Genomic DNA, 26,839 nt, shown 5'->3' on the forward strand with positions numbered 1-26,839 from the left:
TGTGAGCAGGGATGATTGATCAAAGTGACACGGCGCAACGTCTGGTGCTGATCACCGGGCCTTCGGGGGCCGGGCGATCGACCGCGATCAATGTGCTCGAAGATCTCGGCTACGAGGCGATCGACAACCTGCCGCTGACCCTGATCCCGCGCCTTCTCGACGGCCCGGCGCGGCCGGTGCCTCTGGCCTTGGGGCTCGATGTCCGCAACCGCGATTTCTCGGCGGCGGGGCTGATCGAGCTGATCGACCGGCTGACCCGACGGCCCGATTACCTGCTCGAAGTGCTTTATCTCGACTGCTCGACCGAGGTGCTGCTGCGCCGCTACAGCGAAACCCGGCGGCGTCATCCGCTGTCGAGCGACGGCGATCCGGTCACCGGCATTCTGGCCGAGCGCGATCTGTTGGCGCCGGTGCGCGCGCGCGCCGATGTGCTGCTCGACACGACCGAGCTCTCGCCCCATGATCTCAAGGCCGAGCTGTCTTTGTGGTTCGAGACCGAGCCGGGCAAGCGGCTGACGGTCTCGGTCCAGTCCTTTTCCTATAAGCGGGGCGTGCCGCGTGGGGTCGACATGATGTTCGACTGCCGCTTCCTCGACAATCCGCATTGGGTTCCCGCTTTGCGTGCAAAGGATGGCCGCGATCCCGAGGTCCAACATTTCGTCATGTCTGATTCGCGCTATGCGGAATTCTTTACCCGCGTGCGGGATCTTGTGCTTTTTACCCTGCCTGCCCATCTGAAAGAGGGTAAGGCACACCTCGCTATCGGCTTTGGATGTACCGGAGGGCAACACCGTTCCGTCACTTTGGCAGAGAAGATGGCCGATTCACTTGCAGAAGCTGGCTGGCAGGTGTCTAAACGTCATAGGGAACTTGAACGCCGGGAACCGGCGCAGGCACCTGTGGACGAGAGCGTCCGCGATGTGTCCGCGAAAGGGTGATCGGCTATCGATGCGTGGTAGGTCGAGTTGATCGGAATTGTCATCGTGGGCCATGGTGGCCTTGCGCGTGAATATCTTCTTGCGGTTGAGCATGTGGTCGGACCGCAAAGCGGCATTCGCGCGGTTACAATCGAAGAGGACCATGACCGCGGCCAGAAACAGGCCGAGATCTGTGCCGCCGCCGATGCGGTCGATACAGGCGACGGCGTGGTGGTGGTGACAGACCTGTTCGGGGGCTCGCCCTCGAACCTGTCGCTTCTGGCCTGTACGGCCAAAAATCGGGCGATCCTTTACGGCGCGAACCTTCCGCTGCTCGTCAAGCTCGCCAAATCCCGACACATGCCCTTGGCCGATGCGCTCTCCGCCGCCAAAGATGCAGGTCGCAAATACATCAACAGCTATAATGTCGATCCAGCCGAAGTCGTGCCGATCAACAGCCGGGCGGTCTCATGACCGGGGCCGTCACCCAAACTCTCCAGATCATCAATGAAAAAGGTCTCCACGCCCGCGCCAGCGCGAAGTTTGTGGAAACGGTCGAGCGTTTTGATGCCGATGTCACCGTCGAGAAAGACGGGATGGAAGTCTCTGGCGATTCGATCATGGGCCTTCTGATGCTGGCCGCGCCGCGCGGCAGCTCGATCACGGTGACCACCGAAGGGCCGCAAGCGGCAGAGCTCGGGCAGGCACTGGCCAGCCTTGTCGGCGATTATTTCGGCGAAGGCATGTAAGGCCGGGCGGTGGCGCGCGGCAGCTATCATCACGGCAATCTGAAACAGGCTCTGGTCGAGGCCGCGACGGAGGTTGTCGCGCATCGCGGCCCCTTGGCCTTCACCCTGTCGGAGGTCGCGCGTTCGGCGGGCGTCTCGGCGGCGGCGGTTTATCGGCATTTCTCGGGGCGCGACGAGCTTCTGGCCGAGGTCGCCCGGCAGGGCTTCGTCATCTTCTGCGACCGCCTGCGCGCCGCGCGTGACTCGGTCCCGGCAGAGAGCGAGCATCTGGCCCTTGAAAAGCTGTGGCGGGTCGGGACGACCTATCTCGAGATGGCTACCGAAAATCAGGGCTTTTACCGCGCCATGTATGCCTCGGGGCTCGATCACGGCACTTACACGGCCATGGCCGCGGCGGCCGAGGGCGCCTATAGCCTGCTGTTTCTGACCGTGCGCGAGGTTCTGGCCACCTTGCCCGAGGCCCGCAGGCCCGATCCGATCATGGTCTCGAACCATCTCTGGGCGCTCACCCATGGCGTGATCGAGCTCTTCAGCGGCGCGACGAGCTTTGGCCTCGGCCTCGAGGCGATGACCGCGCTGTTGTATCAGGGTGGGCTAACCTATCTGCGCGGCCTTGGCATCTCGGACCTGCCCGAGCTGCAAGCGCCGTCCGCCTAGCAAACGAGCCTCGGCAGGATCTCTGGACCGGGACAGCAAAAGAGCCCCGAAAGGGGCTCTGATGGGATCAATCGGGGCAGGGGCTCAGCGGCGCGGGCGCGGATCGGCGACCAGACGCCCGGGCTTGTTGCCGTTGAGACGCGGTGCGGGCTCGCCATAGCCATCCTCCAGCAGATCGGTCTCGGCGAAATCGGTCGACGCGCCTTGCGCCGCGCGCAGCTTGGGCATCCCGCGACCGCTGAAGACACCACTGCGCGCCTGAGCTGCCGCGTCTTGCTCGGGGGCGAGATCGTCATAGGCGGCGCGGGACGGGTTGCGATCCTCGGCGTAAAGCTCGTCCTCATAGCGGTCATCGGCCAGCGGCTCGACCATCTGGCGCGGCTGGGCATAGCGCGGCTCGGCAACACGCGGTTCCGAGACCCGGGGTTCGGCCATGCGCGGCTCGGCCACGCGAGGTTCAGTAACACGCGGCTCGGCAACACGAGGCTCTGCAACACGCAGTTCAGACAAACGCTGCTCAGCGCGGCGCAGGCCCGACTGGGCGGCCGGTTGCGCGGCGGGCTGGGTCTGGGCGCGCACCGAAGCCGCAAAGCGCGAGATCCGGCGCGGCTGGCTTTCTTCGTCGAGCGGGGCCTCTTCGACCTCGCTCGGACGCGCACGGGGCAGATCTTCGGCGCTGCGGGTTGCGACCAGCGGCTTGGCCGCACGGCCGCCGCTTTCCAAAAGCCGCACCATCCGCCGCGAGTTCAGCCGGATGTCGATCGCGAGATAGGCGATCCCCGCGACCGCAAACAGCAGAACGAACCCACCAAGCAACAGCAGAAGCGCGCGCAACAGCACCTCCGGATTGCCCTGAGCCTCCAGCGCCATCCGACCGGACAAGGCCAGAATCGCCAAACCTGTCAGCACCACCAGAACGTTCATCGCGCGTTCCAGCGAGGTGATGAAGAACTGCCTCATGTTTTGCCCCTTAGTAGCTATACTCCGCATAAATGCGGGTCAGGTCCTTTGACCATTCGCCATTATACTTATGAAGCAGTTCATCGGCCGGAACGCGGCCGCTGTCCACGCTTTCCAGCAGGGGATTAAGGAAATGTGATTCATCGGCGCCATTGGCGTCCAGGCGCGCGCGCGCCGTCAGACCGGCCTGCGAAATCCCCACGACCTCGCGCGCGAGATCGCGCATCTTGATGCCCCCGGCCTCTGCCTCCAGCGCCAGCCGCGACGCACCGCGACGCAGCCCCTCGCGGGTTTCGGCGTCCCAGCCCTTGACCAGATCCCAAGCGGCATCCAGCGCCGATTGATCGTAGAGCAACCCGACCCAGAAGGCGGGCAGTGCATTCAACCGCGCCTCAGAGCCGCCGTCCGCGCCGCGCATCTCGATGAACTTCTTGACGCGGGCCTCGGGGAAGACGGTGGTGAGATGGTCGGCCCAATCCGACAGCGTCGGGATCTCGCCCGGCAGCGCCGGCAGTTTGCCCTTGAGGAAGTCGCGGAAGCTCTGGCCGAGCGCGTTGATATATTGGCCGTCGCGGTAGACGAAATACATCGGCACATCGAGGACGTAATCGACCCAACGCTCATAGCCCATGCCGTCCTCGAAGGCGAAGGGCAGCATCCCGGTGCGGGCATCATCAAGGTTTTGCCAGATATTCGCGCGCCAGCTTTTCATGCCGTTGAGCTTGCCGTCGAGGAAGGGCGAATTGGCAAACAGCGCGGTGGCAACGGGCTGCAGGGCCAAAGCGACGCGCAGCTTCTGGACCATATCGGCTTCCGAGCCGAAATCGAGGTTCACCTGAACCGTGCAGGTCCGATACATCATGTCCTGACCCATCGTGCCGACGCGGGTCATGTAATCGGTCATCAGCCGGTAACGGCCCTTCGGCATCATCGGCATCTGATCGAGCCGCCAGATCGGCGCGGCGCCGAGCCCAAGATAGCCAATGCCACGCGGCGTGGCGATCTCGGCCACTTCGGCCAGATGCTGCGACAGCTCGGCGGCGCTTTCGTGGATGGTCTCCAGCGGCGCCCCCGACAGCTCCAGCTGCCCGCCGGGCTCAAGGCTCACATTGGCGCCATTCCGGGTCAGGCCGATCAGCGCGCCCGCCTCAAGCACCGGCTCCCAGCCGAAGCGTTGCTCGAGCCCTTCGAGCATCGCCTTGACCGAGCGCTCGCCCTCATAGGGCAGCGGCAACAGATCGTCGGTGGTATAGCCGAATTTCTCGTGCTCGGTGCCAATCCGCCAGCTCTCACGCGGCTTCTCGCCCGAGGCGATATATTGGGAAAGCTGTTCGGGATGCTCGATCGGGCCGCCGCCCTGTTGAGGAATGGACATCGGTGGCCTTTCATTTGCCTTCTAGCGCTCACAGGTGGCAACTCGTCGCGGTCAAGTCAAGCGGGCGCGATCAGGTCTCGACCAAACTGTCTGAACTGTCACATCGCTGGCGCGCAAAGCGGCGGAAATCCGACCCATATCGACCCCGGGCAGCGAGGCGAAGGCATCGGCAAGCTGCGCCGCACCTGCCGCATCGACCGGAATGAGCAAAGCCTGACCGTCCAGCGACTTCAGCCGCCAATGCGGCCGCCCGGCCAGCGACAGCAGGCGGATCTCGCTCAGATCGCGCAGCGGCAGCTCGCCGCCAAGGGCGCGGGCCGCGAAATAGCGGATCGCCCCCTCATCGACCTCGACCAGCCCCGGAGCGCCGATCTCGCGCTGAAAGCGCATCTGGCGCCGCGCGGTCACCCCCCAGATCGCCGCCAAAACGATGATCAACCCGCCGAGCGGCTGAAAGAAATAGCCGCCCTTGAGAAAGATCCAAAGCCCGAAAAGCCCAAAGGCGGTCGCGGCCAAAACCTCACGCCAGGGCTGAAGCTGCCGTAAAAGATCGGGCCGGATCATGCGAAATCCAGAACCATATCGCGGTGAGGCAGGCCCGCATCGAGATATTCCGGCCCATAGGCAGAGAACCCGAGCCGCTCGTAAAAGCCGATCGCATGGCTCTGCGCGCCAAGTTTGGCGCGCTTCACGCCGGGCATGGCCCGCAATTCCGCCAAAGCGCCCCGGATCAGGGCCGCGCCCAAACCCGCGCCGCGCCATTCGCGCAAAACCGCCACGCGCCCGATCTTGCCGGTCTCGCCCTCGATCAGCAGACGCGCAGTGCCGACCGCGCGGCCCTCGGCCCGGACCAGCAGATGGATCGCCGCGCCGTCGCGCCCGTCGATCTCCTCTTCAACCGAGATCGCCTGCTCTTCGACGAAAACCTTGTGGCGCAGCGCCTGACATAACGCGAGATCTTGCGTTTTCTCTATCACGAAAAATACCCATCGAGGACGGAACGGTAAATCCGGGCGAGTTGGCGCACCTGCTCGGCAGGTACACGCTCGTCCACCTCATGCATGAAACGACCCACCAGCCCATATTCAAGGACCGGGCAATGATTTTGGATGAAGCGCGCATCCGAAGTGCCGCCGCTGGTCGAGAGTTTCGGGGTGATCCCGGTTTCGCGCGCGACGACGGCGCGGACCAGATCGACGAAGGGGCCGGGCTCGGTGACGAAGCTCGTGCCCGAGCAATCGGCCTCCAGCGTGAAGCTCACGCCGGTCTCGGCCTCGATGGTCGCGGCCAGATCGGTCAAGCGGGTCACAAGACTTGCCTCAGAATGGGCATCGTTGAAGCGGATGTTCAACAGCGCGGTCGCACGCTCGGGCACGATATTGGTTGTCTTGTTGCCGGTGTCGATCGAGGTCACCTGCAGGCCCGAGGGCTCGAAATGCGCGGTGCCCTGATCGAGCGGCTCGGCGGTCAGCACGCCGAGGTAACGGATCAGCGCATGAAGCGGGTTCTTCGTCAGATGCGGATAGGCGGCATGGCCCTGCACGCCCTTGGCGGTGATCTTGAAATTGATCGAGCCGCGCCGGCCAATCTTCATCATCTCGCCCATTTTCGTCGGGTTCGAGGGCTCGCCGACGATGCAGACCGACATCTGTTCGCCCTGGGCCTTCATCCAATCCAACAGCGCGACCGTGCCATCCTTGCTCGGGCCTTCTTCATCGCCGGTGATGGTTAGGATCAGCGCGCCGTCGCCGGGCAGATCCTTGGCCATGTCGATTGCGGCGGCGGTAAAGGCTGCGACGCCCGATTTCATATCGGTGGCGCCACGCCCCCAGATCACGCCATCGACCTCGACGCCCGAGAAGGGCGGATGGGTCCAGCTTGCCTCATTGCCCGGCGGCACGACATCGGTATGGCCGTTGAAGCCAAAGGTCCGCGCCGCGCCCTTGGCACCTTTGCGCGCGAAGAGATTGGGCGTGCCATTGCGATCGACGCGGTGGGTCTCGAACCCGGCTGCGCGCAAAAGCCCCTCCAGCAAGACCAGCGCGCCGCCTTCCTCTGGCGTGACCGAGGGGCAGCGGATCAGTTGGGCGGTGAGGTCTGCGGCATCGATGTTCATGGCGGGCTCTGATTGGGACTGATTTTCCAAAGCGATACACTTTGGCTGGCCGCCTTTCCATCCCGCCAGCGGGTGGCGGCAAAAGCGCCTCATGCGAAAGTCATATTAATGCTAAAATGGCAATCGCGGCGCATGATAGTTGCGCCGCATTGTCGGACAGGCTAGGAATTGCTGCAACGCCGCAAGGGGTGGCCGCAACGGATGGCCGTAAGGGATGCCGCAAGGGATGACTGACATGAACGAGATTTCCGCCGATACGCTCGCCCAAGCTCGACTGGTTCTGCCCGAGATCGAGGCGCTGCAAGCCAAGGCCACCGCTGCATTGCAAAAAGTGGTCGCGCCCTCGGGCAAGCCCGATGCCGGGCTGATCGAAGAGCATCAGCATGCCGCTCATGCGCTCTCTTGGCTCGCGACCTATGTCGAATCGATTCGCCAGCTCGCCGCCTGGGCCGGGCGTCTGGACGAGCAGGGCACGCTCGGGCGGATGGAAAAGCTGATCCTCCAGATCGGCACGGCTGAATATCTGACCCAGATCGCGGGCGGCATCCCGATGAGCCAGACCGAATTCGCGCGTCTGTCGGATATGGGCGTCGAGTGGCAGCCCTCGGATCAGGCGCGGCGGCTAATGAAGGGCAATACGCCCGAGGCGCGGGCCGAGCTGGTCAAGCTCATGCAGGGCAACCACGGCCGCGCGACCTTCGGCGCAACCGGGCTCGACGAGGATCTGGAAATGATCCGCGACCAGTTCCGCCGCTATGCCGAAGAGCGCGTCGTGCCGAATGCCCATGAATGGCACCTGAAGGATGAGCTCATCCCGATGGAGATCATTCAGGAACTGGCCGAGCTCGGCGTCTTTGGCCTGACCATCCCCGAGGAATACGGCGGGCTCGGGCTCTCCAAAGCGTCGATGGTGGTCGTGTCTGAGGAGCTTTCGCGCGGCTATATCGGCGTGGGCTCGCTTGGCACGCGTTCGGAGATTGCGGCGGAACTGATCATCTGCGGCGGCACCGAAGCGCAGAAGGCGAAATGGCTGCCCGCGCTCGCCTCGGGGGAGATCCTTCCGACGGCGGTCTTTACCGAACCCAACACCGGCTCGGATCTCGGCAGCCTGCGCACCCGCGCGGTGCGCACCGATGAAGGCTGGGAGGTCACCGGCAACAAGACCTGGATCACCCATGCCGCGCGCACCCATGTGATGACGCTGCTCGCGCGGACCGATCCCAATACGACCGATTATCGCGGCCTCTCGATGTTCCTCGCCGAAAAGACGCCGGGCACCGATGAGAAACCTTTCCCGACCCCCGGCATGACCGGCGGCGAGATCGAGGTTCTGGGCTATCGCGGGATGAAGGAATACGAGCTTGGTTTTGACGGCTTCAAGATCAAGACCGAGAACCTGCTGGGCGGTGTTCCGGGGCAGGGCTTCAAGCAGCTGATGCAGACCTTCGAATCGGCCCGCATCCAGACGGCGGCCCGCGCGATCGGCGTGGCGCAATCGGCGCTGGAAATCGGGATGCGCTATGCGATCGACCGCAAGCAGTTCGGCAAATCGCTGATCGACTTCCCGCGCGTCGCCGACAAATTGGCGATGATGGCTGTCGAAATTATGATCGCGCGGCAATTGACCTATTACTCGGCGTGGCAGAAAGACCACGATCGCCGCTGCGACCTCGAAGCCGGGATGGCCAAGCTTCTGGGCGCGCGCGTGGCTTGGGCTTCGGCCGATAACGCCTTGCAAATCCACGGAGGAAACGGTTTCGCGCTGGAATATACCATCAGCCGTGTGCTCTGCGACGCGCGGATTCTGAACATTTTCGAGGGCGCTGCCGAGATTCAGGCTCAGGTGATTGCGCGCAGATTGTTGGGATAACTGGATTCTTCGGCACTTTCATGTGAACCTGCGCCACCCCCGCGGCGTTGCCGCAAGATCCAGACCTAACGGAGCCTAAAATGAGCCGCTTTCACGCTTTTTCTGCTGCCGCCGCAGCGCTTCTGAGCCTTGCCGCCTGTGAGCCTACCGCGAAAGGTGGTGTGGGCGCGGGGACGGCGGGCGCTGTGCCGACGGGGGACTTCGTTCTGGTGGGCATCGGCGCGGATGCCGTGCCGACCCGCGACGTGCTGCTGACGATTGGCAAGGATGGTTCGCTCTCGGGGCAGGGGCCGTGCAACAGCTATAGTGCGGCGCAAACCGCCGCGCCGCCGGCCTTTGCGATCAGCGGTGTGAACTCGACGCGCATGGCTTGCCCGGCGCATAAGGGTCTGGAAGGCCGCTACTTCCAAGCGCTCGAAAGCGCGACCGGGATCGAATACGCTGGCCGCGTGCTGAAGATCACCGGCCCGACCTATCTGACCTTCGAGCCGGGCCGCCCGGCCAGCATGGTCGCGGCGGGTCAATCGGCGGTCAACACCACCGCCGCTGCGGTCGATGCCGCAACCGGCGCCGCGCGCTAAGGTCTTCGCGCCAAATCTGTGACCCTTGCTTCGGGCTGAAATCTCGGCCCGAAGACCACCTAGAGTTCGGCGCGCAGCAGCCGGGCAATCAACCTGTCCCTCGCCGGGGGCAGGTTTCGCGCTGCATGGGCCTCGGCGAGCTGGGCTCGCAGGAAATGGCCGGTGATCGCGAAAGCATCCACCATCCCGCCATTGCCGGTGCCGCCCAAAAGCGAGGGCAGGGGCAGCAGTTTCGCCGCCCAGTCGCCCGCCCCCGCGCGACTGACCGCACGCCCGGTTTTGGGGCTGACATAGGCCAAACCCTCGCGGCTGCCGGTCACCGCACATCGGGTCAGATCAAGCCCGAACCCCATCTCATCAAGCAATTGCAGCTCCCAGCCGAGATAGGCATGGGCCCAATCCGCGCGGCTGCCCTGATCCATCCGATCCAAAAGCGCCTCGCTCGAGTCATGCAGACGCGGATGCGGATCGCGCTCGGGCAAGGCAAAGGCCAGAAGCGCGGTCACCGCATTGACCCCGGCCAGAGCATCGCCATCCGCCAAAAGCCCGGGCCGCATCCGTTGGGGTTCTGCCGCGAAAGTGCCAAGCTGCCCTTCGATCCGCGCCCGCCAGCGCAGCGAAAGGATGCTGCCCGGCTGGATCATCGCGGCGCGTTTGGCGCTGGCGCCGCCCGGTAGCGCCCCCGAGATGATCCCGACCTCGCGCGCGAACGCGGTCAGGATCACTGCATGTTCGCCATGCTTGCGGGCCGAGAGAACCGTGGCGGCGCCCGACCATTCCATCAGTCGGGCAGGGTCAGCGCGCCGTCCTCGGAAAGCGGCCAGAAGGGGTTGGTGGCGATTTCCCAGACATGGCCGTCGGGATCGGCGAAATAGCCCGAATAGCCGCCCCAAAAGACCTTTTCGGGGCGTTTGAGCAAAGTCGCCCCGGCGGCCAGTGCGGCCTCGAAGACGGCGTCGGTCTCGCTGTCATCGGCGCAGTTTTGCGCCAGCGTCACCGCGCCCGTGCCAAGTGCGGCGCCCGGTCGGCCCTGATCTTCGGCCAGAGCCTCAAGCCCAAAGAGGCCCAGGACCGCGCCATTCATCTGATAGAAGGTGACGCCCTCGTTCGAGGAGGGATGCGGCGCCCAGCCCCAAGCGGCATAGAAGGCGCGCGCGCGCGGCAGGTCGCGGCTGCCAAGGGTGACAAGGGTGATGCGTTGGCGCGGGTGGCTCATGGGTCTTCCTCTGTCGCGGTCGAGAGCGGTCCCTCGCGCGAGATTTCAAAATAACGGGCACGGGGGCCGAAGGCCTCGAAAAGCTCGCGCCCGGTGCCGGTCAGAAAGCTTTGCGCGGGCAGGGCCGTGATCTCATCATATAGCGCGGCGCGGCGCGCGGCGTCGAGATGGGCCGCGACTTCATCCAGAAGCAGCACCGGCCCCTCGGCGCTGAGCGCGCGAGCATTGGCGAGGATCAGCGACAGCAAAAGCGCCTTCTGCTCGCCGGTCGAGGACAGCGCGGCGGGCATGTCCTGCGGCCCCCAATGCGCGCCAAGATCGGCGCGGTGCGGCCCGGTCAGACTGCGCCCCGCCGCCATATCACGACCGCGCATCGAGGCGAGGCGCTCGGCGATATTCACCGGATCGGGGTCATCGGCAAAGCCCTCGCCGGGCAGCAAGGTGAGGGTCGCGGCGGGAAAGGCGGTGGTGGCGCCTTGCTGCGACGCCATGATCTGGGCAATCGCCTCATGGCGGTTGCGGGTCAGCGCCGCGCCTGCCTCGGCCATCTGAGCCTCGATCGCGCGATACCAGCCCGCATCGGCGATCTGGTCGCGCAGCAGGCGATTGCGCTCTCGCATGGCCTTGTCATAGGTCAGCGCCTCATCGGCATGGGCGGGGATGAAGCTGAGCGTCACGCGGTCGAGAAAGCGCCGCCGCACCTCGGGCGCATCCGTCCAGAGCCGGTCCATCGCGGGCGTGAGCCAGATCACCCGCATCAGCCGTCCCAAAGCGACCTGCGGCGCGGGCTTGTCGTCGATCAGAACCTCGCGCGAGCCCATGGGTTTGGCGCCGGTCTGGATCTCGCTCTCGCCGATCCGCGCCCGGATGCGCCAGCCCGCATCCGGCCCCTGACGGGCCTGATCGCCGGGCAAAGCGCCGCGCAGCCCGCGCCCGGGCGAGAGCATGGAAATCGCTTCGAGAATATTCGTCTTGCCCGCGCCATTCAGCCCATGAAAGGCCATGGGCCGCACGTCGGGATCAAGCTCAAGCCGCGCCCAGCTGCGAAACTGGGCAAGCGTCAGGCGCGAAAGCCTCACACGCGCATCGGCATGACGACATAGACCGCGGAGGTGTCGCCGCCTTCGCGGATCAGCGCGGCATCGCCCGAGCCGTTGAAGAGGAAGACCGCATTCTCGCGCTCGATCTGGCTCGCGATCTCATGGAGATATTTCGCGTTGAAGCCGATTTCGAGCGGCTCATCGGCATAGGCCACCGAGAGCTCTTCCTCGGCCGCGCCCGAATCCGGGGCATTGACCGAAAGGACCAGCCGGTCCTCGTCGAGCGCAAGCTTCACGGCGCGCGACCGCTCGCTGGAAACCGTGGCGACGCGGTCGACCGCTTTGGCAAAATCACCGGCATCGACTTCGAGCTTGCGGGTGTTGCCCGAGGGAATGACGCGGGTGTAATCGGGGAAGGTCCCGTCGATGACTTTCGAGGTCAGCGTCAGCGTCGGCGTGGCAAAGCGCACTTTGGTTTCGCTGACCGAAACCGCGATTTCCGCCTCGTCATCGTCGAGAAGCTTGCGCAGTTCATTCACGGTCTTGCGCGGCACAATCACGCCCGGCAAAGCCTCGGCCCCTTCGGGCAGAGCCGCGTCGATCCGGGCCAGACGGTGACCGTCGGTCGCGACGCAGCGCAAAGCCGGGCCGGTTTCGGTCTGGGCGACATGCATATAGACGCCGTTCAGGTAATAACGGGTCTCTTCATTCGAGATCGCGAATTTCGACTTGTCGAAGAGCCGGCGCAGCGTCGGCGCGGGGGCCTTGAAATTCGCGGTATATTCGGTTGTCGACATCACCGGGAAATCTTCCTTGGGCAAGGTCGCGAGGCTGAAGCTCGACCGTCCGGCCTGCACCGAAAGACGCCCCGTGGCGCTTTCGAGGCTGATCGAGACCAGCGCGCCATCGGGCAGTTTGCGCGCGATGTCATTGAGCATCCCCGCCGAAACCGTGGTCGCGCCGGGGCGCTCGACCTGCGCGGGCGCGCGATCGACGACCTCGGTGTCAAGGTCGGTCGCGCGGAAGCTGACGCCATCCTCGGTCGTCTCGATCAGGACGTTGGCAAGGATCGGGATCGTATTGCGTCGCTCGACAACGGATTGCGCCTGCGAGACGGCTTTCACAAGAATGGCGCGCTCGATCGAGAATTTCATGGTCAGATCCCTGTCCGTCGGCCGTAGGTCGCGGCTCGTTTGTGGTGGGCTGCAATTTCGATGGAAAAGCGCCCGGGGTCAAGCTCCGGGGGCCGGTTTCCCTCAGGCTTCGAGCAGACGGCGCAGCATGTCGAGATCTTCGGCCACGCTGCGGTCCGAGCCGCGCAGCTCTTCGATCTTCTTCACGCCATGCATGATCGTCGTATGGTCGCGCCCGCCAAAGCGGCGCCCGATTTCGGGCAGGCTGCGCGAGGTCATCTGCTTGGCGAGATACATCGCGATCTGGCGCGGACGGGCGACGGTGCGCACGCGTTTCGGCCCGATCATATCCGAGAGGCGGATGTTATAGTGCTCGGCAACCTTGCGCTGAATTTCCTCGATCGAGACCTTGCGATCCGACGAGCGGAGGATGTCCGTCAGACATTCCTGCGTCATATCCAGCGTGATCTCGCGGCCCATCAGGCTTGCGAAGGCAAAGAGCCGTTGCAGCGCGCCTTCGAGAACGCGGACGTTCGAGGTGATGCGATGGGCGAGGAATTCGAGCACGCCCGGCGCCATGACCAGATCGGGCTGGGTGTTGCGGAACTGCTCGGTCTTCGATTGCAGGATCGAGAGGCGCAGCTCGTAATCGGTCGGATGCAGATCGACGATCAACCCGCAGGACAGGCGCGATTTGATCCGCTCTTCCATATCCTTGATCTCGCCCGGCGCACGGTCGGCGGAAATCACGATTTGCTTGCCCTGATCGACCAAGGCATTGAACGTGTGGAAGAATTCTTCCTGCGTCGAATCCTTGCCCGCGATGAATTGCACGTCATCGACCATCAGGACCGAGACGGTGCGGAACATTTCCTTGAAATCCATGATCGAGCGATCGCGAAGCGCCTGAACGAAGCGATACATGAATTGCTCGGCCGACAGGTACAGCACCCGCGACTCGGGTTGGCGGATTTGGATTTCGCGTGCAATCGCGTGCATGAGGTGGGTCTTGCCAAGACCGACACCGCCGTAAAGGAACAGCGGGTTGAAGGTCACCGGACCGCCTTCGGCGACACGGCGGGCGGCGGCATGGGCGAGCTCGTTCGGCTTGCCGACCACGAAATTGTCGAAGGTGAAGCGGCTGTCCAGCGGCGCTGCCAGATCATCCTCGCCCCGGATCGCGGCACGGGCCGGATTGGCGGGCCGGGCGGCGGGAGCAGGGGCGGCTGGGCGCTCGGCGGGCATGGCCGCGACCTCGAAGGAGAGGCGCTGCACAGGATTGCCCACGGTCTCCAGCGCCCGCATGATGTCGCTGCTGTAGTGGCGCGCGACCCAGTCCGACAGGAACCGCGTCGGGCAGGCAATCAGCGCAATATCCGTGTCCAGCCGGATGAGCTTTAGCGGCTCGATCCAGGTCGCAAAGCTGTCGGCTCCCACCGCTCTTTCGAGTTCCGCACGTGCTTGCCCCCAAATCCTGTCCATCTTGCCCCAATTCCATTCTCTCTGGCCCCGACCCCCGGTTCGGCGGGGGCGACGAATCACAATGGCACCAGAGGGGCATCGTTGCGGAACAGAAGGCCCTGACATTCACCCCAGGCTGGGGGAATGTTCGGGGCCGTCCTGCGGCCGAATGATGTTCAGACAGGAAACAAATCAAGCCGGTGGCAGCCGGCTTGCCGTGTTTCGCAACCAAAGCCCGTTGATCCGGTCTTTTGGCCTGTCCCGAGCCGGTGGCAGACCGGCGGCGGAACGATGTCCCCCAGGCGCGACGATGAATCGCAAGGGGCAAGCTAGCAACAAGGCCCCAAGGGTCGCAACTGATCTTCATGCTTGACAGCACTATTGCCTCTCCGAATCTCGGCAAGGCGTGACATTTAACTGACACTTGGAAAAACCTCCTGAAAACAAAAGCTTAACGGGATGTTCTGCGACAAGGCGTCAAAAAAGGGCACGCTCTGACGAGCGTACCCCCGAGATTCACAAACTGTTCCGAAGTGGTGGAACTTGGCCGCTTATGCGGCCGAAAGGGCTTTAACGCGAGCCGAAAGACGCGAGATCTTACGGGCAGCGGTGTTCTTGTGGACGATGCCTTTGGTCACGCCACGCATCAGCTCGGGCTGAGCGGCGCGCAGGGCGTCGCGGGCTGCGTCGGCATTACCGGTCAGCAGCGCTTCTTCAACTTTGCGCAGGAACGTGCGGATGCGCGAGGTGCGCGACTTGTTCACTGCGGTGCGGCGCGCGGTTTGGCGGGCGCGCTTCTGGGACTGGGGCGAGTTAGCCATGTCGATCTGGTTCCGATTTCGGTAGGTTGTGAATCTCTTGAAGCCGAGCTTCTACGTCCGGCTTTTGTGCAAGTCAACATCCGGGGGCCGGATTCTGCCCTGCGGCAGCGGCCTTTTCCCCGGATTTTCCGCCTATTTGTCGCGGAATTGCGGCTGGCGCTTCTCGAGGAAGGCGGCCATGCCCTCTTTCTGGTCCTCGGTGGCAAAGAGCGCGGCAAACGAGCGGCGCTCGAAGAGAATCCCCTCGGAGAGCGTGGTTTCATAGGCGCGGTTGACGCATTCCTTGGCGACCATGACCGAGAGGATCGACTTTTCAGAGATCTTCTTGGCGATGGCGAGAACCTCGGGAATCAGCTTGGGCGCAGGCACGACGCGGCTGACCAGTCCCGAGCGCTCGGCTTCGGCCGAATCCATGAAGCGGCCGGTCAGGATCATGTCCATCGCCTTGGATTTGCCGATGAACCGCGTCAGGCGCTGCGAGCCGCCGATGCCGGGAATCACCCCGAGATTGATCTCGGGCTGGCCGAATTTCGCCGTATCGGTGCAGATGATGAAATCGCAGGCCATGGCCAGTTCGCAGCCGCCGCCGAGGCAATAGCCCGAGACCGCTGCGATGATCGGCTTGCGCGTGCGCAGGATCTTGGCAATCTCGGCGCCAAAGAGATCCGAGGTGAAGACCTCGCCATAAGATTTCGTCGACATCTCCTTGATGTCGGCACCCGCGGCAAAGGCTTTTTCCGAGCCGGTCAGAACGATGCACCGCACCTTTTCATTGCGCTCGGCTTCCTCCATCGCTGAGCCGAGCTCGGTCAGCAGTTCGGAGTTCAGCGCATTGAGCGCCTCGGGGCGGTTGAGCCGGATCAGGGCGACATAGTCGTCGATCTCGACCGTCAGGGTCTGGTATGCCATCGGGACATTGCCTTTCCACAAAATGCCGGCCGGATTGCTCCGGCCGCTCGACAGCGGTCTGGCAGGACCGCAAAACTTCGCGCGAGTCCTAACAGCAGCGTGATAAATTGGCTAGCGCTGGCAAATCGGGCAGAAAAAGCTGGACCGGCCGGACTGGGTGATGCGTGCGATCACGCCGGTACAGCCGGGGGTCGGGCAGGGCTCGCCCTCGCGGCCATAGACGCGGAAGGCGTGCTGGAAATAGCCAAGCTCGCCCGTCGCCTGCCGGTGATCGCGCAAGGACGAGCCGCCTGCCGCAATCGCCTCGGTCAGCACATCCTTGATATGGCCGACCAGCGCCGCGACCTGCGGGGCCTTGAGCGCGCCCGACAGGGTGCGCGGGTCGATCCCGGCGCGATAGAGCGATTCGGAGACATAGATATTGCCCAACCCCGCCACGATACGCTGATCCAGAAGCGCCGCCTTGATCGGGGTCGAGCGCCCCGAAAGCGCAGCAGCCAGAACCGCGCCGGTGAATTCGTCGGTCAAAGGCTCGGGGCCGAGACCTGCGAACAGCGCCTCTTCCGCGCCGGGGCGGATCAGATCGACCATGCCGAATCGACGCGCATCATTGAAGGTGATGGTGGTGCCGAGGTCGTTTTCAAAGACGACATGATCGTGACGCGCGAGGATCGCATGATCGCGGTGGACATCGGCCATGCCGCGCCCCTCGACCACCATGCGGCCCGACATGCCCAGATGGACCAGCAACGTGCCGCGGTCTTGCAGATCGGCGAGCAGATATTTCGAGCGCCGCCGCAGCGTCAGCACCCGCGCACCTGTCAGCACCTGCACCAGATCCGGGGGCAGGGGGCGGCGCAGGTCGGGGCGGCGGGCCTCGGCGCGGGTGATGATGCGTCCCTCAAGATGGGGCAGAAGCCCGCGACGGACGGTTTCGACCTCTGGCAGTTCTGGCATTCTTTCCTCATTCGTCGCATGGTGCGGCGCGCAGTTCTCCATTAACTGGGCGCGAAAGCAGCGAACGGCAAGCAAGATGACCAAGAACGACCGCGAGAATGACCGCAAGGAAACCCATTTCGGTTTTCGCACCGTCGCCGAGGAAGACAAGGCCGGGCTGGTCCATGGCGTCTTCTCCAGCGTAGCCTCGCGCTATGATGTGATGAATGATGCGATGAGCATGGGCATTCATCGGCTGTGGAAGACCGCGCTGATGGATTGGCTGGCCCCGCGCGACGGCCAGAAACTGCTCGATGTCGCGGGTGGCACCGGCGATATTGCCTTCCGCTTCCTGCAACGCGCGCCCGGTGCCAGCGTCACCGTCTGCGATATGACCGAGAGCATGTTGGTCGAGGGCCGCAAACGCGCCGAGGCCGGGCGGCTCGCCGATCGGCTGTCTTGGGTCACGGGCGATGCGATGGCTCTGCCGTTCCCCGACAACAGCTTTGACCGCTACACGATCAGCTTTGGCATCCGCAACGTCACCCGGATCCCGGATGCGCTGAAGGAAGCCTACCGCGTCTTGCGGCCCGGCGGGCGGCTCGTCGTGCTCGAATTCAGCCAGATGCCGGTTCCGGCCTTGCAATGGGCCTATGATCGCTATTCCTTCAACGTCATCCCCGAGATGGGTCGGATGATCGCGGGCGACCGCGAGAGCTATCAATATCTCGTCGAATCGATCCGCAAATTTCCCGATCAGGACACGTTCGCCACGATGATCCGCGAGGCCGGTTTCGGGCGCGTGCAATGGCGCAACCTCTCGATGGGGATCGCCGCGCTGCACAGCGGCTGGAAGCTCTGATCCATGCGCGGACCGCATAATATCTGGCGCCTGATCCGAACGGGCGCGACCTTCGAGCGGACCGGCGCGATGAAAGTCGCCCTTGATGCGATGAACGCCCCGGCGAGCCTGCGCATTGCCGCGCGGGTTCTGGGCTGGCCTTTCGCCTGGCTTGGCTACAAGGGCGATCCGAACTTGCCGTCGCTGACGCGCGCGATCACCGCGCTTGGGCCGGCCTATATCAAATTCGGCCAGATCATGTCGACGCGGCCCGATGTCGTCGGCGTCGAGCTCGCCGATCAGCTGCGCATGTTGCAAGACAGCCTCCCGCCTTTCCCGACCGAGATCGCCAAAGAGACGATTCTGGCCGAGATCGGGATGCCGGTCTCGGAACTTTATGCCGAGTTTTCGGCCCCCGTGGCTGCGGCCTCGATCGCGCAGGTCCACCGCGCGCGCCGCGCCGACAATGGCCGCGAGGTCGCGGTGAAGGTGCTGCGTCCGGGCATTGAAGCCGCCTTCCGGCGCGACATCGACGCCTTCCATTTCGCCGCCAGCGTCATGGAGATGCTGCTGCCCGCAAGCCGTCGTCTGCGGCCGCGCGATGTCGTCAGCCATTTCGAATCGGTGGTCAATGGCGAGCTGGATTTGCGGCTTGAAGCGGCCTCTGCCTCGGAATTCGCGGAACATGTCGCCAAGGACAAGGGCATTTCCGTGCCGCTTCCCGCCTGGAGCATGACCGCGCGCCGCGTCCTGACCAGCGATTGGGCCGAGGGCCTGCCGATGGGCGATATCGCGGCCCTGCAAGCGGCGGGCCATGATACCGCGGCGATCGGCCAGCGCGTCCTGCAGATGTTTTTGACCCATGCCCTGCGCGACGGCTATTTCCACGGCGATATGCATCAGGGCAACCTCAAGGTCGCGCCCAATGGCGATATCATCGTCTATGATTTCGGCATCATGGGCGAGATCGACGCCTATGCCCGCCGGGTCTATGCCGAGATCCTGATCGGCTTCATCCGCCGCGATTACGATCTCGTCGCCCGCGTCCATTTCGAGGCAGGCTATGTCCCCGCCGACCGTGACCGCGACGAATTCGCGCGCGCGTTGCGGGCCGTCGGCGAGCCGATTTTCGGGGCGGATGCCAGCCGGATCTCGATGGCCAATCTTCTCGGCCATCTCTTCGAGGTGACCGAGCGTTTCGGGATGCAGACCCGCACCGAGCTGATCTTGCTGCAACGCACCATGGTCGTGGTCGAGGGCGTCGCGCGCTCGCTCGATCCGCAGATCAATATGTGGCAGGTCGCGCGTCCGGTGGTCGAGGCCTATGTGAAGGACAATCTCGGGCCGCGCGCCATGCTGCGCGACGGCATCCGCGTGGTGCAGGCTTTGGGGCGCTATGGCCCATTGATTCCCGAGGTGGTCGAGCGGCGTCTGGGCGAATTGCTGCGTGCGGGTCCGCAAGAGGCGCCGCGCGAAACTCTGCGCCCGAAACTCGCGCTTTTGCTTTCGGGGGCGGCGATTGCTCTCGCTGGAGTTGCGGTCGGGGTCTGGCTCGGCTGATTTCCAGCCCGACCGGCGCACTCTCATGCTGGCGGGGGTTGAGCGGATCTTGCCTTTGGCCTAACGATTTCCGAATGAAAATTCTCTATTTGGGCGATGTGATGGGCCGCGCCGGGCGCCGCGCCATCACCGAAGGGCTGGCCGGCCTGAAGCAAGAACTTCGGGTCGACTTCACGATAGTCAACGGCGAGAACGCCAGCGGCGGCATGGGGCTGACGGGCGGCCATGCCAAGCTGATTCTCGAGGCCGGAGCCGATTGCATCACGCTTGGCGATCATGCGTTCGATCAGAAAGAGATGCTCTCTTTCATCGAGACCGAGCCGCGCATCATTCGGCCGCTGAACTTTGCCAAAGAGGCGCCAGGCCGGGGCTTTCGCGTCTTCGAGGCGACACAGGGCCGCAAGATCCTGGTCACGCAGGCGCTGGGGCAGGTCTTTATGAAGCGGCCCTTCGACGATCCGTTCTCGGCACTCGATACGGTTCTGCGCGCCCATCCTTCGGGCGGGCTGGTGCAGGCGGCGGTGGTCGATATCCATGCCGAGGCGACCAGCGAGAAAATGGCGATCGGGCATTATTGCGACGGACGCGCCAGCCTTGTCGTCGGCACCCATACCCATGTCCCGACGGCGGATGCGCAGATCCTGCCGCGCGGCACGGGCTATCTGAGCGATGCGGGCATGTGCGGCGATTACGACAGCATCATCGGCATGGACAAAGCCGAGCCGATGCGTCGCTTCCTGACCGGCATGACGCGCGAGCGCTTCTCTCCGGCGGAGGGCGAGGCGACGCTGTGCGGTGTGCTGGTCACGACGAATGACCGCACCGGGCTTGCGACCTCGATCCAGCCGGTGCGGCGCGGCGGACGGTTGCAACAGGCTCCGGCGCTCTGATCGGGATCGGGCCGTTCGCGGCCCGCCATCCGCTTCTGGTCAGGCTTTGGCTTTGGGATCGGGCAGAAAGCCGCTGCGCACTGCAGCCTCGGCTTTGGCCGACAGCGTCTTGCGGCTTTCTCCGGCGACCGGGATCGGCGGATGCAAAATCACCGTGACCGCGCCCTGACGCGGTCGCGACAGCACCGCCAGCAGATGCGGCCCGAGCTCAAGATTGCCCCACCAGCCATAGAACCGCGGATCCTCGCCCGGCGGCGCTTGATAGCAGGCGGTGACGGGCTGGATCGCCAGATCGGGCGGCAGGGCCGGGTCGAGAAAGCCCTGAAAGAGCGTTGGTTTGAAGGGCAGGACGCGCTGGCTGTCGCTGCTCGTGCCCTCGGGAAAGAAGAGCAGGCGATGCCCGGCGCGGGTGCGCTCGGCGAATTCCTCGGCCTGCTGGCGCGCGAGTTTCGGATCGCGGGTCACGAAATGGGTATTGGTGACGCGGGTCAGGATATTGATCCCCGGCCAGCTCGCGACCTCGGATTTCGAGACGAAGAAGACCGGCATCGCGGCATTGAGCACAAGGATGTCGAGCCAGCTTGCATGGTTTGCGACCGCCGCGCCTGCGCCCTTCATCGGTCGGCCAACACGCCGCCAGCGCAGCCCCATGAAGAACAGACAGATCCGGCAGACGCCCTGCACCCAAGGGCCCGTCACGGGACGGCGCGGCCCGGTGAACAGCCGCTCGATCAGGCGCAGCGGCAGCAGAAACAGCACGCCCAGCACAAGCGTCAGGATGATCGGCAGGCCACGCAGCACGACCAGCGCCCAGCCAAGCGCCGAGGGGCGCGGCAAGGGCGCGGGCTGGTCGTCGCCCAACCAGGTTGCGGCGGTGCGGGGGGCCTCGCTCATCCCTGCGTGCGACCCTCGTAGAAGCGGCGATGTTTCACCGACATGGATTCCGTGTCCACGACCAAAAGCACGTCGGTGGTGTTGAATTCGTGGTCAAGGAAGGCACCTTCGCCCACCGTCCCGCCCAGACGCAGATAGGCCTTGAGCAAGGGTGGCAACGCCAGCATCGCGCTGCGTCGGTCCAAATCGGCGGCAGGCAAAAGATCCATGCTCTGATAACCCGAGGCCAGTGCGACCGGGCGCAGCCCTTCGGGCGCGAGATGGTTGTGATGCAGCCAGCTCAGCGGTTGCGCTAAGGCCTGCGCGTCAAGGCCGTGGAACGAGGCCACGCCGAACAGCAGCTCGATCTGGTTGCGCAGCACATAATCGGCCAGCGCATTCCACATCAAAAACATGCCCGAGCCGCCGCGATAATCGAGATCGACGCAGGAGCGGCCGAGCTCGAGCAGCGGACGCCCCGAGGCGCGTAGCGAGGACAGGTCATATTCGCTATCGCAGTAAAAGCGCCCGAAAGCCTCGGCCCGCGCCCCGGGCAGCAGCCGATAGACGCCGACGATATGTTCGAGATCGGCCTCCGAGCGGCGGCGGTCGATCAGCACGAGGTGATCGACGATCGGATCGAATTCATCGCGCTCAAAGCGGTTCGTGTGATCGACCATCAGCCCATCCGCGCCGAGCTCTTCGACGAAGACGCGGTAGCGCAGGCGTTGGGCGCCCAGAAGATCGGCCTCGGAGGTGGCAAGCCGGGTCTCGAAATACGAAGTGTCAGGCGTCATCGGCTTGTGGTCTTCCGGTCAGGGGTGAAAGCGCGGCGGCATTGGCGAGTGTGACATTTCAACCTCACAGATGTTTTCGTGTTGAAGTTGATAACATTCAAATTGACTATCCCGTGAGGTGAAATCACGCTTAAGTGATGGAATATCATGGGGTAAGCGAAATGAGGATGAGTGTGACGCGGCTACCGTCGATGACTCTTTTTCCAACATTTTCAAAATTTACCGTCACGCGATCTCCAACCCTCGATTGCACTTGCCCGATTCCCCAGTCAGGGGCAGCGGGATGCCGGACCAGCATGCCCGGTTCCAGTATCTCATTCATCTATCTGCCCCGTCCGTTTGATTTTCAAGATTTAGAGCGTAAAGGAGTATGAGACAATGTCAGCCGGGACGATCTGCAAACAGGCCGAAGAGGGTCTGTCGGAACATTTTGCAGCTCTTGTCGGTTCTCGCCTGTGTCACGATCTGATCTCTCCCCTCGGCGCTATTGGCAATGGGGTAGAGCTTTTGCAGCTGTCTGGTGAATTTCCGGGCATCGGCCAAAGCTCGGAGTTGCAGCTCATTTCGGAAAGCGTAGATGCGGCGCGAAACCGCATTAGCCTGTTCAGGATGGCTTTTGGCCACACCTCTTCGGAACAGCGCATTGGTCGCAACGAGCTTGCGAGCCTGCTTGAAACCTTTGACCGCAACGGTCGTATTCGAATCCGCTTCGAGGCTGAGGGCGATTTGCCGCGCACCGATGGCCGGCTTATTATGCTGGCGCTGATGTGCTTCGAGACGGCGATGCCTTGGGGAGGGCGTGTGCTGATCTGTCGCGCCGCCTCGGGGTGGCGGCTGGTCGCCGAGGCGACGCGGATCAAGACGGATCCCGCGCTCTGGGCCTGGCTCGATGGCGGAAAATCCCATGCTCTGCCCATGTTGCAGCCGCCTGATGTCCATTTCGGGCTCATGGCGAGCTTCGCCCATGAGGCGGGACGCAATCTGATGTGGGAGCTGGACGAGAACGGCGGAGAGATCTCGTTCTGAGCAAAAACCGCCCGGTTTTGCCCGGGCGGTTCCTGCGAAGGGATCAGGCGCGGATCGTGCCATCGCCGGTGACCAGATATTTGAAGCTGGTCAATTGCTCGGCACCGACCGGGCCGCGCGCATGCATCTTGCCGGTGGCGATGCCGATTTCCGCCCCCATGCCGAACTCGCCGCCATCCGCGAATTGCGTCGAGGCATTGCGCATCAGGATGGCGCTGTCGAGCCGCTTGAAGAAGCGGTCGCCGGTCGCATCATTCTCGGTCAGGATCGCCTCGGTGTGACCCGAGCCATAGCGGCGGATATGGTCGATCGCCTCATCGACGCCATCGACCAGTTTTGCCGCGATGATCATATCGAGATATTCGCGGCCGAAATCCTCGGGGCTGGCTTTCACCGTGCCGGGGATTTTCGCAAGCTCACCCTCGGCACGAACCTCGACACCGGCGGCCAGCAGATCCTCGATCAGCACGGCGCCATGTTTGGTGTAGAACTTCCAGTCGATCAGCAGGCATTCCGCCGAGCCGCAGATCCCGGTCCGCCGCGCCTTGGCATTGACGATCACGCGCCGCGCCTTTTCGAGATCGGCGTCGGCGTCCGCATAGACATGGCAGATGCCTTCGAGATGGGCAAAGACCGGCACGCGGGCCTCGGCCTGAACGCGTCCGACAAGTCCCTTGCCGCCGCGCGGCACGATCACGTCGATCAACCCCTGCGCGCGCAGCATCGCCCCCACCGCCGCACGGTCGCGGGTCGGGATCATCTGGATCGCGGCTTCGGGCAGTCCGGCCTGACGCAGGCCCTGCATCAGACAGGCATGAATTGCGGTCGCCGAGTTCAGGCTTTCCGAACCGCCGCGCAAGATCACGGCATTGCCGGATTTCAACGCCAACGCCGCCGCATCCGCCGTCACATTCGGGCGGCTTTCATAGATCACGCCGATGACGCCAAGCGGCGTCGCGACGCGCTGGATATGCAGCCCGTTCGGACGGTCCCATTCCGCCAGCACCTTGCCGACCGGATCGGGCTGTTCGGCCACCGCGCGCAGACCCTCGGCCATGGCGCGGATGCGCGCGGGGTCAAGCTTCAGACGGTCGATCATCGCTGGTGGCAGACCCTTTTCCTCGCCAAACACGAGATCCTCGGCATTTGCATCGAGAATCGCATCTTCGGCCGCTTTCAACGCATCCGCCGCCCCGATCAGGGCTGCATGTTTGCGCTCGGCGCTGGTTTCCGCCAGCACCGCCGCGGCCGCGCGCGCATCTGCACCAAGCTTGGCGATCAGCGCATCGGCATCGGACTGGGTCAGGTCATTCATCGTGGTTACTCCTATGGCCCCTGAAATAGGCGGGGCGCGCCGCGAAAGCCAGAGAAAAGGCAGCAGCAAAGGGGACCAGCGATGAGAGGGGAAGGTGCAGGATTCTGTTGCCAGGCTCCTGCGGGCCCCGCCTTACGCGGCTAAGCGCAAGGACTTAAGTTTCGATCTCTCGAACTGCTTACGCAGCCAGAGCGACCGGAGCACGGTTGTCGTTGGCAACTGTACAATTTGCACCGATGACGGTGGTAGCTCACCGAGACAAAGCTTACATCTTTAGACGTTCGTCGATCCTGTTTCGACCCCATTTGCCCCCAACGAGGGAGTTTTGGTGGAGTCGCCGGGTACCGCCCCCGGGTCCGATCCGCTTATTACATGCGCGTTTATGCCCATAGTCCGAGCAAGCCCGAACAGGTTGAATATAGGACGGAGTTTTCGCGGCTGCAAGATCGCCCGGCGGGATTTTGCGGGCGGGGAGGGCCCGCAGCGCGACACCGCGCCGGGAGAGCTCACGGCTGGGGCGGCAGATAGCGCTCAAGGAAGGCCAGCATCTCGTCCAAGGCCTGCTGCGTGGCTTTCTGGGTCTGCGACGGGTCCGAGCCCGAGAAATTATGCCCGACGCCTTTGATGATCGTCACCTCATGGTCGATCCCAGCCGAGGCCAGCGCACCCGCGAATTCAAGCGTTTGTGCCGGGGGCACGACCTTGTCGCTGTCGCCGGCCACTAGCTGCATCGGCGGGGCATCGAAGCTGAGGCTTTGCATGGCGCTGGCGGTGGCGATTTTCTCGGGATTACAGCCCTCGCCCATGCAACCCAGCAGCCGCCACTCGGGCGCGCCGGGATCTTCGCGCGACATGGCGCCCGCCAGCCGGGCCTGCGCGGTCAGGGTGGACATGTCATAAACGCCATACCAGCCAATCGCCGCCTGCACGCAATCATGGTTTGACACACGCGTGCCGGGGGCGGGCGTCGCATCGGTGCTGGCCTGAGGCGGCGGCGGTGGCAGCTCGGGCAGATATTGCCCGGTCGGTTGCAGCTCGCTGAGCCCGCAGGTGGTGGCGGCGACGGCGGCAAGCTGGCCGCCTGCCGAGAGGCCCCAGACCGCAAACCGCGCAGGGTCAACGCCGTAAAGGCCCGCTTTCGCGCGCAAAAACCGGATCGCCGCCTTGATGTCTTGCGCCTGAGCGGGCCATTTCGCCTCATTGCTCAGACGGTAATTGACCGCCGTGACGACATAGCCGCGCGCCGAAATTGCGGCGAGAAGCTCGGGGAAATCGGCAATCGGATTGCTGTAATGCGAATTCCCGCCAATCCAGCCGCCGCCGTGAATGAACATCAGCATGGGCCAGCCGGTCTTGGGCCGCGGCACCTCGGGCGGGGGCTGGTAGATATCCATCGTCAGCGGGCGGAACCCCTGCGGCGACCAGAAGGTCACATTGGGCAGCACCCGCACGCCATTCGGGAAATCGGCATGGATTTCGGGGAACATGTCGCGGCTGATGTCGGGCCCGCCGATCACGACCTGAGGGCGTGATTGCGCGACAGCGCCAAACGCGCTGAGGCAAAGAAGAGCCGCGGCGTAAAGGGCCAGCCGCCGGGCAGGGGTCTCGGGATGGGGCATCGGGCTCGTCGCGCGCGCAGGGTCGCGCAAAAGGGGCGGAAACGCAGGCCCCGCCACGTCAAAGTGGCGGGGTGCAGGGCGGGACGGGCTCAGAAGCCCGCCTTGATCTTTTCGAATTCGGCGAGCTGGCGCTGGCGCTGCTCGGGCGAGTTCGGCGTCTGGGCGAGGATCGGCGCGTCGATATCCGAGAGGCCCTCTTTCACCGCAGGCTCATCCTTGATCGTCTCCATGGCGACGGTCGAGGTATGGCCATAACCGATCGTGTCGAGCAGGCCTTTCGCCGAGCGCGGCTCGAGCCAGGCATTGATGAAATCATAGGCCTTTTCGCTTTTGCCGGTGCCGTTCTTCAGCTTCACATAGCCGCAGAAGAAGGTCGACGAGCCCTCTTTGGGGGCGCGCTGGAAGCCGACCGGATAATTGTCGTTTTGCAGATAGACGACGCCGTCATTCCACGACCAAGCGACATCGACCGCGCCCGAGGCCATGAGCTGCGCCTGCTCCGAGGGATCGGCCCAATAGGCGGCGACGTTCTTGTTGGCCTCGCGCAGCCAAGCGGCGGCCTTGTTGAACTGCTCGTCGGTGACATTGGTCCAATCGGTCGTGCCGGTCGCCAGATAGCCAAGCGCCCAGACATCATCCGAGCTGTTCGGCAGCGAGGTCCGGCCCTCGTATTTCGGGTTCACAAAGACCTGAAGCGTGCTCACATCCTCGGCCGGGACCTTGTCCTTGTTATAGGCGATCGCGGTCGCGCCCCAGTCGGTCGGGATATACCAGACGCCCTGATCGTCCTTGAACACTTTGGAATCGAGGAATTTCGGGTCGATGTCCTTGAAGGCCGGGATCTTCGACGTGTCCCAAGGCTCGATCAGCCCGGCATCGCGGTATTTCGAGACCATCTGGCTGCAGGGATGGGCGACATCGGCCTTGAAGCCCGAGGCGATCTTCTGGAAGGCCTCGTCATCCGCGCCATAGAAGGCGAAGGTCGGGGGCTGGCCGTATTTGTCGATATAGCCCTGGAAAATCACGGGCTCTTCGAAACCCGCCCAGTCAAAGACGGTCAATTCGGGATCTGCTGCGAATGCCGGTGCCGCGAGGGCAAAGAGCAGGGCAGTGGAGCGAAGGAAGGTCATGGGCGAGGGGCCTTTCAGAGCAAGGGATCGCCTCGAACGCTACCCCC

The 26,839-nt window shown here is 64.0% G+C and carries 29 protein-coding genes and 1 other RNA gene; 10 read left to right on the forward strand and 20 right to left on the reverse strand.

Going from position 1 to position 26,839, the window contains the following annotated elements; all coding sequences use genetic code 11:
• Positions 1-11 precede the first annotated feature (11 nt).
• The 4 genes from rapZ to JCM7686_RS03045 are packed head-to-tail and all read left to right on the forward strand — an operon-like array spanning position 12 to position 2,323.
• Positions 12-938, forward strand: coding sequence for an RNase adapter RapZ (gene rapZ / locus JCM7686_RS03030; protein WP_020949395.1), 927 nt, complete (start codon positions 12-14; stop codon positions 936-938).
• 27 nt (positions 939-965) lie between these two features.
• Positions 966-1,391 carry a PTS sugar transporter subunit IIA gene (locus tag JCM7686_RS03035; protein ID WP_020949396.1) on the forward strand — a complete coding sequence of 142 codons (426 nt, stop codon included), beginning with the start codon at positions 966-968 and terminating at the stop codon, positions 1,389-1,391.
• Positions 1,388-1,666, forward strand: a complete 279-nt coding sequence (locus JCM7686_RS03040; protein ID WP_020949397.1) for an HPr family phosphocarrier protein — start codon at positions 1,388-1,390, stop codon at positions 1,664-1,666. The genes JCM7686_RS03035 and JCM7686_RS03040 overlap by 4 nt, the downstream gene beginning before the upstream one ends.
• A 9-nt stretch (positions 1,667-1,675) precedes the next feature.
• Positions 1,676-2,323, forward strand: coding sequence for a TetR/AcrR family transcriptional regulator (locus tag JCM7686_RS03045; protein WP_020949398.1), 648 nt, complete (start codon positions 1,676-1,678; stop codon positions 2,321-2,323).
• Positions 2,324-2,407: 84 nt separating this feature from the next.
• Here the strand turns inward: JCM7686_RS03045 and JCM7686_RS03050 are convergent, their stop codons facing one another.
• Genes JCM7686_RS03050 through dapE form a run of 5 tightly spaced genes read right to left on the reverse strand, consistent with a single transcriptional unit; the run spans position 2,408 to position 6,774 of the window.
• Complete coding sequence (locus tag JCM7686_RS03050; RefSeq protein ID WP_020949399.1) at positions 2,408-3,283, reverse strand: flagellar biosynthesis protein FlhF; 876 nt, start codon at positions 3,281-3,283, stop codon at positions 2,408-2,410.
• 10 nt (positions 3,284-3,293) lie between these two features.
• Positions 3,294-4,658, reverse strand: a complete 1,365-nt coding sequence (locus JCM7686_RS03055; protein ID WP_020949400.1) for a glutamate--cysteine ligase — start codon at positions 4,656-4,658, stop codon at positions 3,294-3,296.
• A gap of 51 nt (positions 4,659-4,709) precedes the next feature.
• Positions 4,710-5,222, reverse strand: a complete 513-nt coding sequence (locus JCM7686_RS03060; RefSeq protein ID WP_020949401.1) for a hypothetical protein — start codon at positions 5,220-5,222, stop codon at positions 4,710-4,712.
• A complete protein-coding gene (locus JCM7686_RS03065; protein ID WP_020949402.1) occupies positions 5,219-5,635 on the reverse strand; it encodes a GNAT family N-acetyltransferase in 417 nt (138 codons plus the stop codon). The genes JCM7686_RS03060 and JCM7686_RS03065 overlap by 4 nt, the downstream gene beginning before the upstream one ends.
• Complete coding sequence (gene dapE / locus JCM7686_RS03070; RefSeq protein ID WP_041527088.1) at positions 5,632-6,774, reverse strand: succinyl-diaminopimelate desuccinylase; 1,143 nt, start codon at positions 6,772-6,774, stop codon at positions 5,632-5,634. The genes JCM7686_RS03065 and dapE overlap by 4 nt, the downstream gene beginning before the upstream one ends.
• A gap of 235 nt (positions 6,775-7,009) precedes the next feature.
• On the opposite strand from dapE, the gene JCM7686_RS03075 reads away from it, so the two are divergent.
• Positions 7,010-8,644, forward strand: a complete 1,635-nt coding sequence (locus JCM7686_RS03075) for an acyl-CoA dehydrogenase family protein (RefSeq protein WP_407946432.1) — start codon at positions 7,010-7,012, stop codon at positions 8,642-8,644.
• Between the two features lie 80 nt (positions 8,645-8,724).
• On the forward strand, positions 8,725-9,225 hold the full coding sequence (locus JCM7686_RS03080) for an META domain-containing protein (protein ID WP_020949405.1): 501 nt from the start codon (positions 8,725-8,727) through the stop codon (positions 9,223-9,225).
• A 59-nt stretch (positions 9,226-9,284) separates the two neighbouring features.
• Here the strand turns inward: JCM7686_RS03080 and recO are convergent, their stop codons facing one another.
• The 8 genes from recO to mutM all read right to left on the reverse strand — a co-directional run bounded on the left by recO (position 9,285) and on the right by mutM (position 16,762).
• Entirely contained in the window at positions 9,285-10,010 is a 726-nt protein-coding gene (gene recO / locus JCM7686_RS03085) for a DNA repair protein RecO (protein WP_407946435.1), read from the reverse strand.
• Positions 10,007-10,441 (reverse strand): VOC family protein, encoded by a 435-nt coding sequence (locus JCM7686_RS03090; RefSeq protein ID WP_020949407.1) that lies wholly within the window; start codon positions 10,439-10,441, stop codon positions 10,007-10,009. Before JCM7686_RS03090 ends, recO begins: the two co-directional genes overlap by 4 nt.
• Positions 10,438-11,520: a DNA replication/repair protein RecF gene (recF, locus tag JCM7686_RS03095; RefSeq protein WP_020949408.1), complete on the reverse strand. Its 1,083-nt coding sequence runs from the start codon at positions 11,518-11,520 to the stop codon at positions 10,438-10,440. Before recF ends, JCM7686_RS03090 begins: the two co-directional genes overlap by 4 nt.
• Positions 11,517-12,635: a DNA polymerase III subunit beta gene (gene dnaN / locus JCM7686_RS03100; RefSeq protein ID WP_020949409.1), complete on the reverse strand. Its 1,119-nt coding sequence runs from the start codon at positions 12,633-12,635 to the stop codon at positions 11,517-11,519. Before dnaN ends, recF begins: the two co-directional genes overlap by 4 nt.
• A gap of 102 nt (positions 12,636-12,737) precedes the next feature.
• Positions 12,738-14,096 carry a chromosomal replication initiator protein DnaA gene (gene dnaA, locus JCM7686_RS03105; protein ID WP_020949410.1) on the reverse strand — a complete coding sequence of 453 codons (1,359 nt, stop codon included), beginning with the start codon at positions 14,094-14,096 and terminating at the stop codon, positions 12,738-12,740.
• Positions 14,097-14,626: 530 nt separating this feature from the next.
• Entirely contained in the window at positions 14,627-14,896 is a 270-nt protein-coding gene (gene rpsT, locus JCM7686_RS03110) for a 30S ribosomal protein S20 (RefSeq protein ID WP_020949411.1), read from the reverse strand.
• Between the two features lie 132 nt (positions 14,897-15,028).
• Complete coding sequence (locus JCM7686_RS03115; protein ID WP_020949412.1) at positions 15,029-15,805, reverse strand: enoyl-CoA hydratase; 777 nt, start codon at positions 15,803-15,805, stop codon at positions 15,029-15,031.
• Between the two features lie 111 nt (positions 15,806-15,916).
• Complete coding sequence (mutM, locus tag JCM7686_RS03120; protein ID WP_041527089.1) at positions 15,917-16,762, reverse strand: bifunctional DNA-formamidopyrimidine glycosylase/DNA-(apurinic or apyrimidinic site) lyase; 846 nt, start codon at positions 16,760-16,762, stop codon at positions 15,917-15,919.
• Positions 16,763-16,838: 76 nt separating this feature from the next.
• Here mutM and ubiE point away from each other — a divergent pair, with 76 nt between their 5' ends.
• From ubiE to JCM7686_RS03135, 3 genes are all read left to right on the forward strand, one after another.
• A complete protein-coding gene (gene ubiE, locus JCM7686_RS03125) occupies positions 16,839-17,603 on the forward strand; it encodes a bifunctional demethylmenaquinone methyltransferase/2-methoxy-6-polyprenyl-1,4-benzoquinol methylase UbiE (protein WP_020949413.1) in 765 nt (254 codons plus the stop codon).
• Between the two features lie 3 nt (positions 17,604-17,606).
• On the forward strand, positions 17,607-19,142 hold the full coding sequence (ubiB, locus tag JCM7686_RS03130; RefSeq protein WP_020949415.1) for a 2-polyprenylphenol 6-hydroxylase: 1,536 nt from the start codon (positions 17,607-17,609) through the stop codon (positions 19,140-19,142).
• 74 nt (positions 19,143-19,216) lie between these two features.
• Complete coding sequence (locus JCM7686_RS03135) at positions 19,217-20,032, forward strand: TIGR00282 family metallophosphoesterase (RefSeq protein ID WP_020949416.1); 816 nt, start codon at positions 19,217-19,219, stop codon at positions 20,030-20,032.
• Positions 20,033-20,071: 39 nt separating this feature from the next.
• Here JCM7686_RS03135 and JCM7686_RS03140 read toward each other — a convergent pair whose 3' ends face one another.
• From JCM7686_RS03140 to JCM7686_RS23825, 3 genes are all read right to left on the reverse strand, one after another.
• Positions 20,072-20,926 carry a lysophospholipid acyltransferase family protein gene (locus JCM7686_RS03140; protein WP_020949417.1) on the reverse strand — a complete coding sequence of 285 codons (855 nt, stop codon included), beginning with the start codon at positions 20,924-20,926 and terminating at the stop codon, positions 20,072-20,074.
• Positions 20,923-21,702 (reverse strand): GNAT family N-acetyltransferase, encoded by a 780-nt coding sequence (locus JCM7686_RS03145; protein WP_020949418.1) that lies wholly within the window; start codon positions 21,700-21,702, stop codon positions 20,923-20,925. The genes JCM7686_RS03140 and JCM7686_RS03145 overlap by 4 nt, the downstream gene beginning before the upstream one ends.
• Before the next feature lie 145 nt (positions 21,703-21,847).
• On the reverse strand, positions 21,848-22,024 hold the full coding sequence (locus JCM7686_RS23825; RefSeq protein ID WP_084621019.1) for a DUF3553 domain-containing protein: 177 nt from the start codon (positions 22,022-22,024) through the stop codon (positions 21,848-21,850).
• 56 nt (positions 22,025-22,080) lie between these two features.
• On the opposite strand from JCM7686_RS23825, the gene JCM7686_RS03150 reads away from it, so the two are divergent.
• Positions 22,081-22,728: a histidine phosphotransferase family protein gene (locus JCM7686_RS03150; RefSeq protein WP_020949419.1), complete on the forward strand. Its 648-nt coding sequence runs from the start codon at positions 22,081-22,083 to the stop codon at positions 22,726-22,728.
• A gap of 43 nt (positions 22,729-22,771) precedes the next feature.
• Here the strand turns inward: JCM7686_RS03150 and JCM7686_RS03155 are convergent, their stop codons facing one another.
• The 4 genes from JCM7686_RS03155 to JCM7686_RS03165 all read right to left on the reverse strand — a co-directional run bounded on the left by JCM7686_RS03155 (position 22,772) and on the right by JCM7686_RS03165 (position 26,792).
• Positions 22,772-24,043, reverse strand: coding sequence for a glutamate-5-semialdehyde dehydrogenase (locus JCM7686_RS03155; RefSeq protein WP_020949420.1), 1,272 nt, complete (start codon positions 24,041-24,043; stop codon positions 22,772-22,774).
• A 93-nt stretch (positions 24,044-24,136) separates the two neighbouring features.
• Positions 24,137-24,491: a transfer-messenger RNA gene (ssrA, locus tag JCM7686_RS23830) on the reverse strand.
• A gap of 58 nt (positions 24,492-24,549) precedes the next feature.
• Positions 24,550-25,662, reverse strand: a complete 1,113-nt coding sequence (locus JCM7686_RS03160) for an alpha/beta hydrolase (RefSeq protein WP_020949421.1) — start codon at positions 25,660-25,662, stop codon at positions 24,550-24,552.
• A gap of 89 nt (positions 25,663-25,751) precedes the next feature.
• Positions 25,752-26,792: an ABC transporter substrate-binding protein gene (locus JCM7686_RS03165; RefSeq protein ID WP_020949422.1), complete on the reverse strand. Its 1,041-nt coding sequence runs from the start codon at positions 26,790-26,792 to the stop codon at positions 25,752-25,754.
• Positions 26,793-26,839 lie beyond the last annotated feature (47 nt).

Origin of the sequence: Paracoccus aminophilus JCM 7686 (assembly GCF_000444995.1) — a bacterium.
Lineage (GTDB): Bacteria > Pseudomonadota > Alphaproteobacteria > Rhodobacterales > Rhodobacteraceae > Paracoccus > Paracoccus aminophilus.

Excerpts from the sequence above, each read along its gene's own strand:
- JCM7686_RS23825 (WP_084621019.1), bottom strand. The coding sequence starts at position 22,024 with ATGAATGAGATACTGGAACCGGGCATGCTGGTCCGGCATCCCGCTGCC.
- JCM7686_RS03115 (WP_020949412.1), bottom strand. The coding sequence starts at position 15,805 with ATGGCATACCAGACCCTGACGGTCGAGATCGACGACTATGTCGCCCTG.
- ubiB (WP_020949415.1), top strand. The coding sequence starts at position 17,607 with ATGCGCGGACCGCATAATATCTGGCGCCTGATCCGAACGGGCGCGACC.
- dnaA (WP_020949410.1), bottom strand. The coding sequence starts at position 14,096 with ATGGACAGGATTTGGGGGCAAGCACGTGCGGAACTCGAAAGAGCGGTG.
- JCM7686_RS03155 (WP_020949420.1), bottom strand. The coding sequence starts at position 24,043 with ATGAATGACCTGACCCAGTCCGATGCCGATGCGCTGATCGCCAAGCTT.
- ubiE (WP_020949413.1), top strand. The coding sequence starts at position 16,839 with ATGACCAAGAACGACCGCGAGAATGACCGCAAGGAAACCCATTTCGGT.
- JCM7686_RS03055 (WP_020949400.1), bottom strand. The coding sequence starts at position 4,658 with ATGTCCATTCCTCAACAGGGCGGCGGCCCGATCGAGCATCCCGAACAG.
- JCM7686_RS03040 (WP_020949397.1), top strand. The coding sequence starts at position 1,388 with ATGACCGGGGCCGTCACCCAAACTCTCCAGATCATCAATGAAAAAGGT.
- JCM7686_RS03140 (WP_020949417.1), bottom strand. The coding sequence starts at position 20,926 with ATGAGCGAGGCCCCCCGCACCGCCGCAACCTGGTTGGGCGACGACCAG.
- JCM7686_RS03150 (WP_020949419.1), top strand. The coding sequence starts at position 22,081 with ATGTCAGCCGGGACGATCTGCAAACAGGCCGAAGAGGGTCTGTCGGAA.
- rapZ (WP_020949395.1), top strand. The coding sequence starts at position 12 with ATGATTGATCAAAGTGACACGGCGCAACGTCTGGTGCTGATCACCGGG.
- JCM7686_RS03080 (WP_020949405.1), top strand. The coding sequence starts at position 8,725 with ATGAGCCGCTTTCACGCTTTTTCTGCTGCCGCCGCAGCGCTTCTGAGC.
- JCM7686_RS03145 (WP_020949418.1), bottom strand. The coding sequence starts at position 21,702 with ATGACGCCTGACACTTCGTATTTCGAGACCCGGCTTGCCACCTCCGAG.
- JCM7686_RS03060 (WP_020949401.1), bottom strand. The coding sequence starts at position 5,222 with ATGATCCGGCCCGATCTTTTACGGCAGCTTCAGCCCTGGCGTGAGGTT.
- JCM7686_RS03160 (WP_020949421.1), bottom strand. The coding sequence starts at position 25,662 with ATGCCCCATCCCGAGACCCCTGCCCGGCGGCTGGCCCTTTACGCCGCG.
- JCM7686_RS03165 (WP_020949422.1), bottom strand. The coding sequence starts at position 26,792 with ATGACCTTCCTTCGCTCCACTGCCCTGCTCTTTGCCCTCGCGGCACCG.
- dnaN (WP_020949409.1), bottom strand. The coding sequence starts at position 12,635 with ATGAAATTCTCGATCGAGCGCGCCATTCTTGTGAAAGCCGTCTCGCAG.
- JCM7686_RS03090 (WP_020949407.1), bottom strand. The coding sequence starts at position 10,441 with ATGAGCCACCCGCGCCAACGCATCACCCTTGTCACCCTTGGCAGCCGC.
- JCM7686_RS03075 (WP_407946432.1), top strand. The coding sequence starts at position 7,010 with ATGAACGAGATTTCCGCCGATACGCTCGCCCAAGCTCGACTGGTTCTG.
- rpsT (WP_020949411.1), bottom strand. The coding sequence starts at position 14,896 with ATGGCTAACTCGCCCCAGTCCCAGAAGCGCGCCCGCCAAACCGCGCGC.
- JCM7686_RS03135 (WP_020949416.1), top strand. The coding sequence starts at position 19,217 with ATGAAAATTCTCTATTTGGGCGATGTGATGGGCCGCGCCGGGCGCCGC.
- mutM (WP_041527089.1), bottom strand. The coding sequence starts at position 16,762 with ATGCCAGAACTGCCAGAGGTCGAAACCGTCCGTCGCGGGCTTCTGCCC.
- dapE (WP_041527088.1), bottom strand. The coding sequence starts at position 6,774 with ATGAACATCGATGCCGCAGACCTCACCGCCCAACTGATCCGCTGCCCC.
- JCM7686_RS03050 (WP_020949399.1), bottom strand. The coding sequence starts at position 3,283 with ATGAGGCAGTTCTTCATCACCTCGCTGGAACGCGCGATGAACGTTCTG.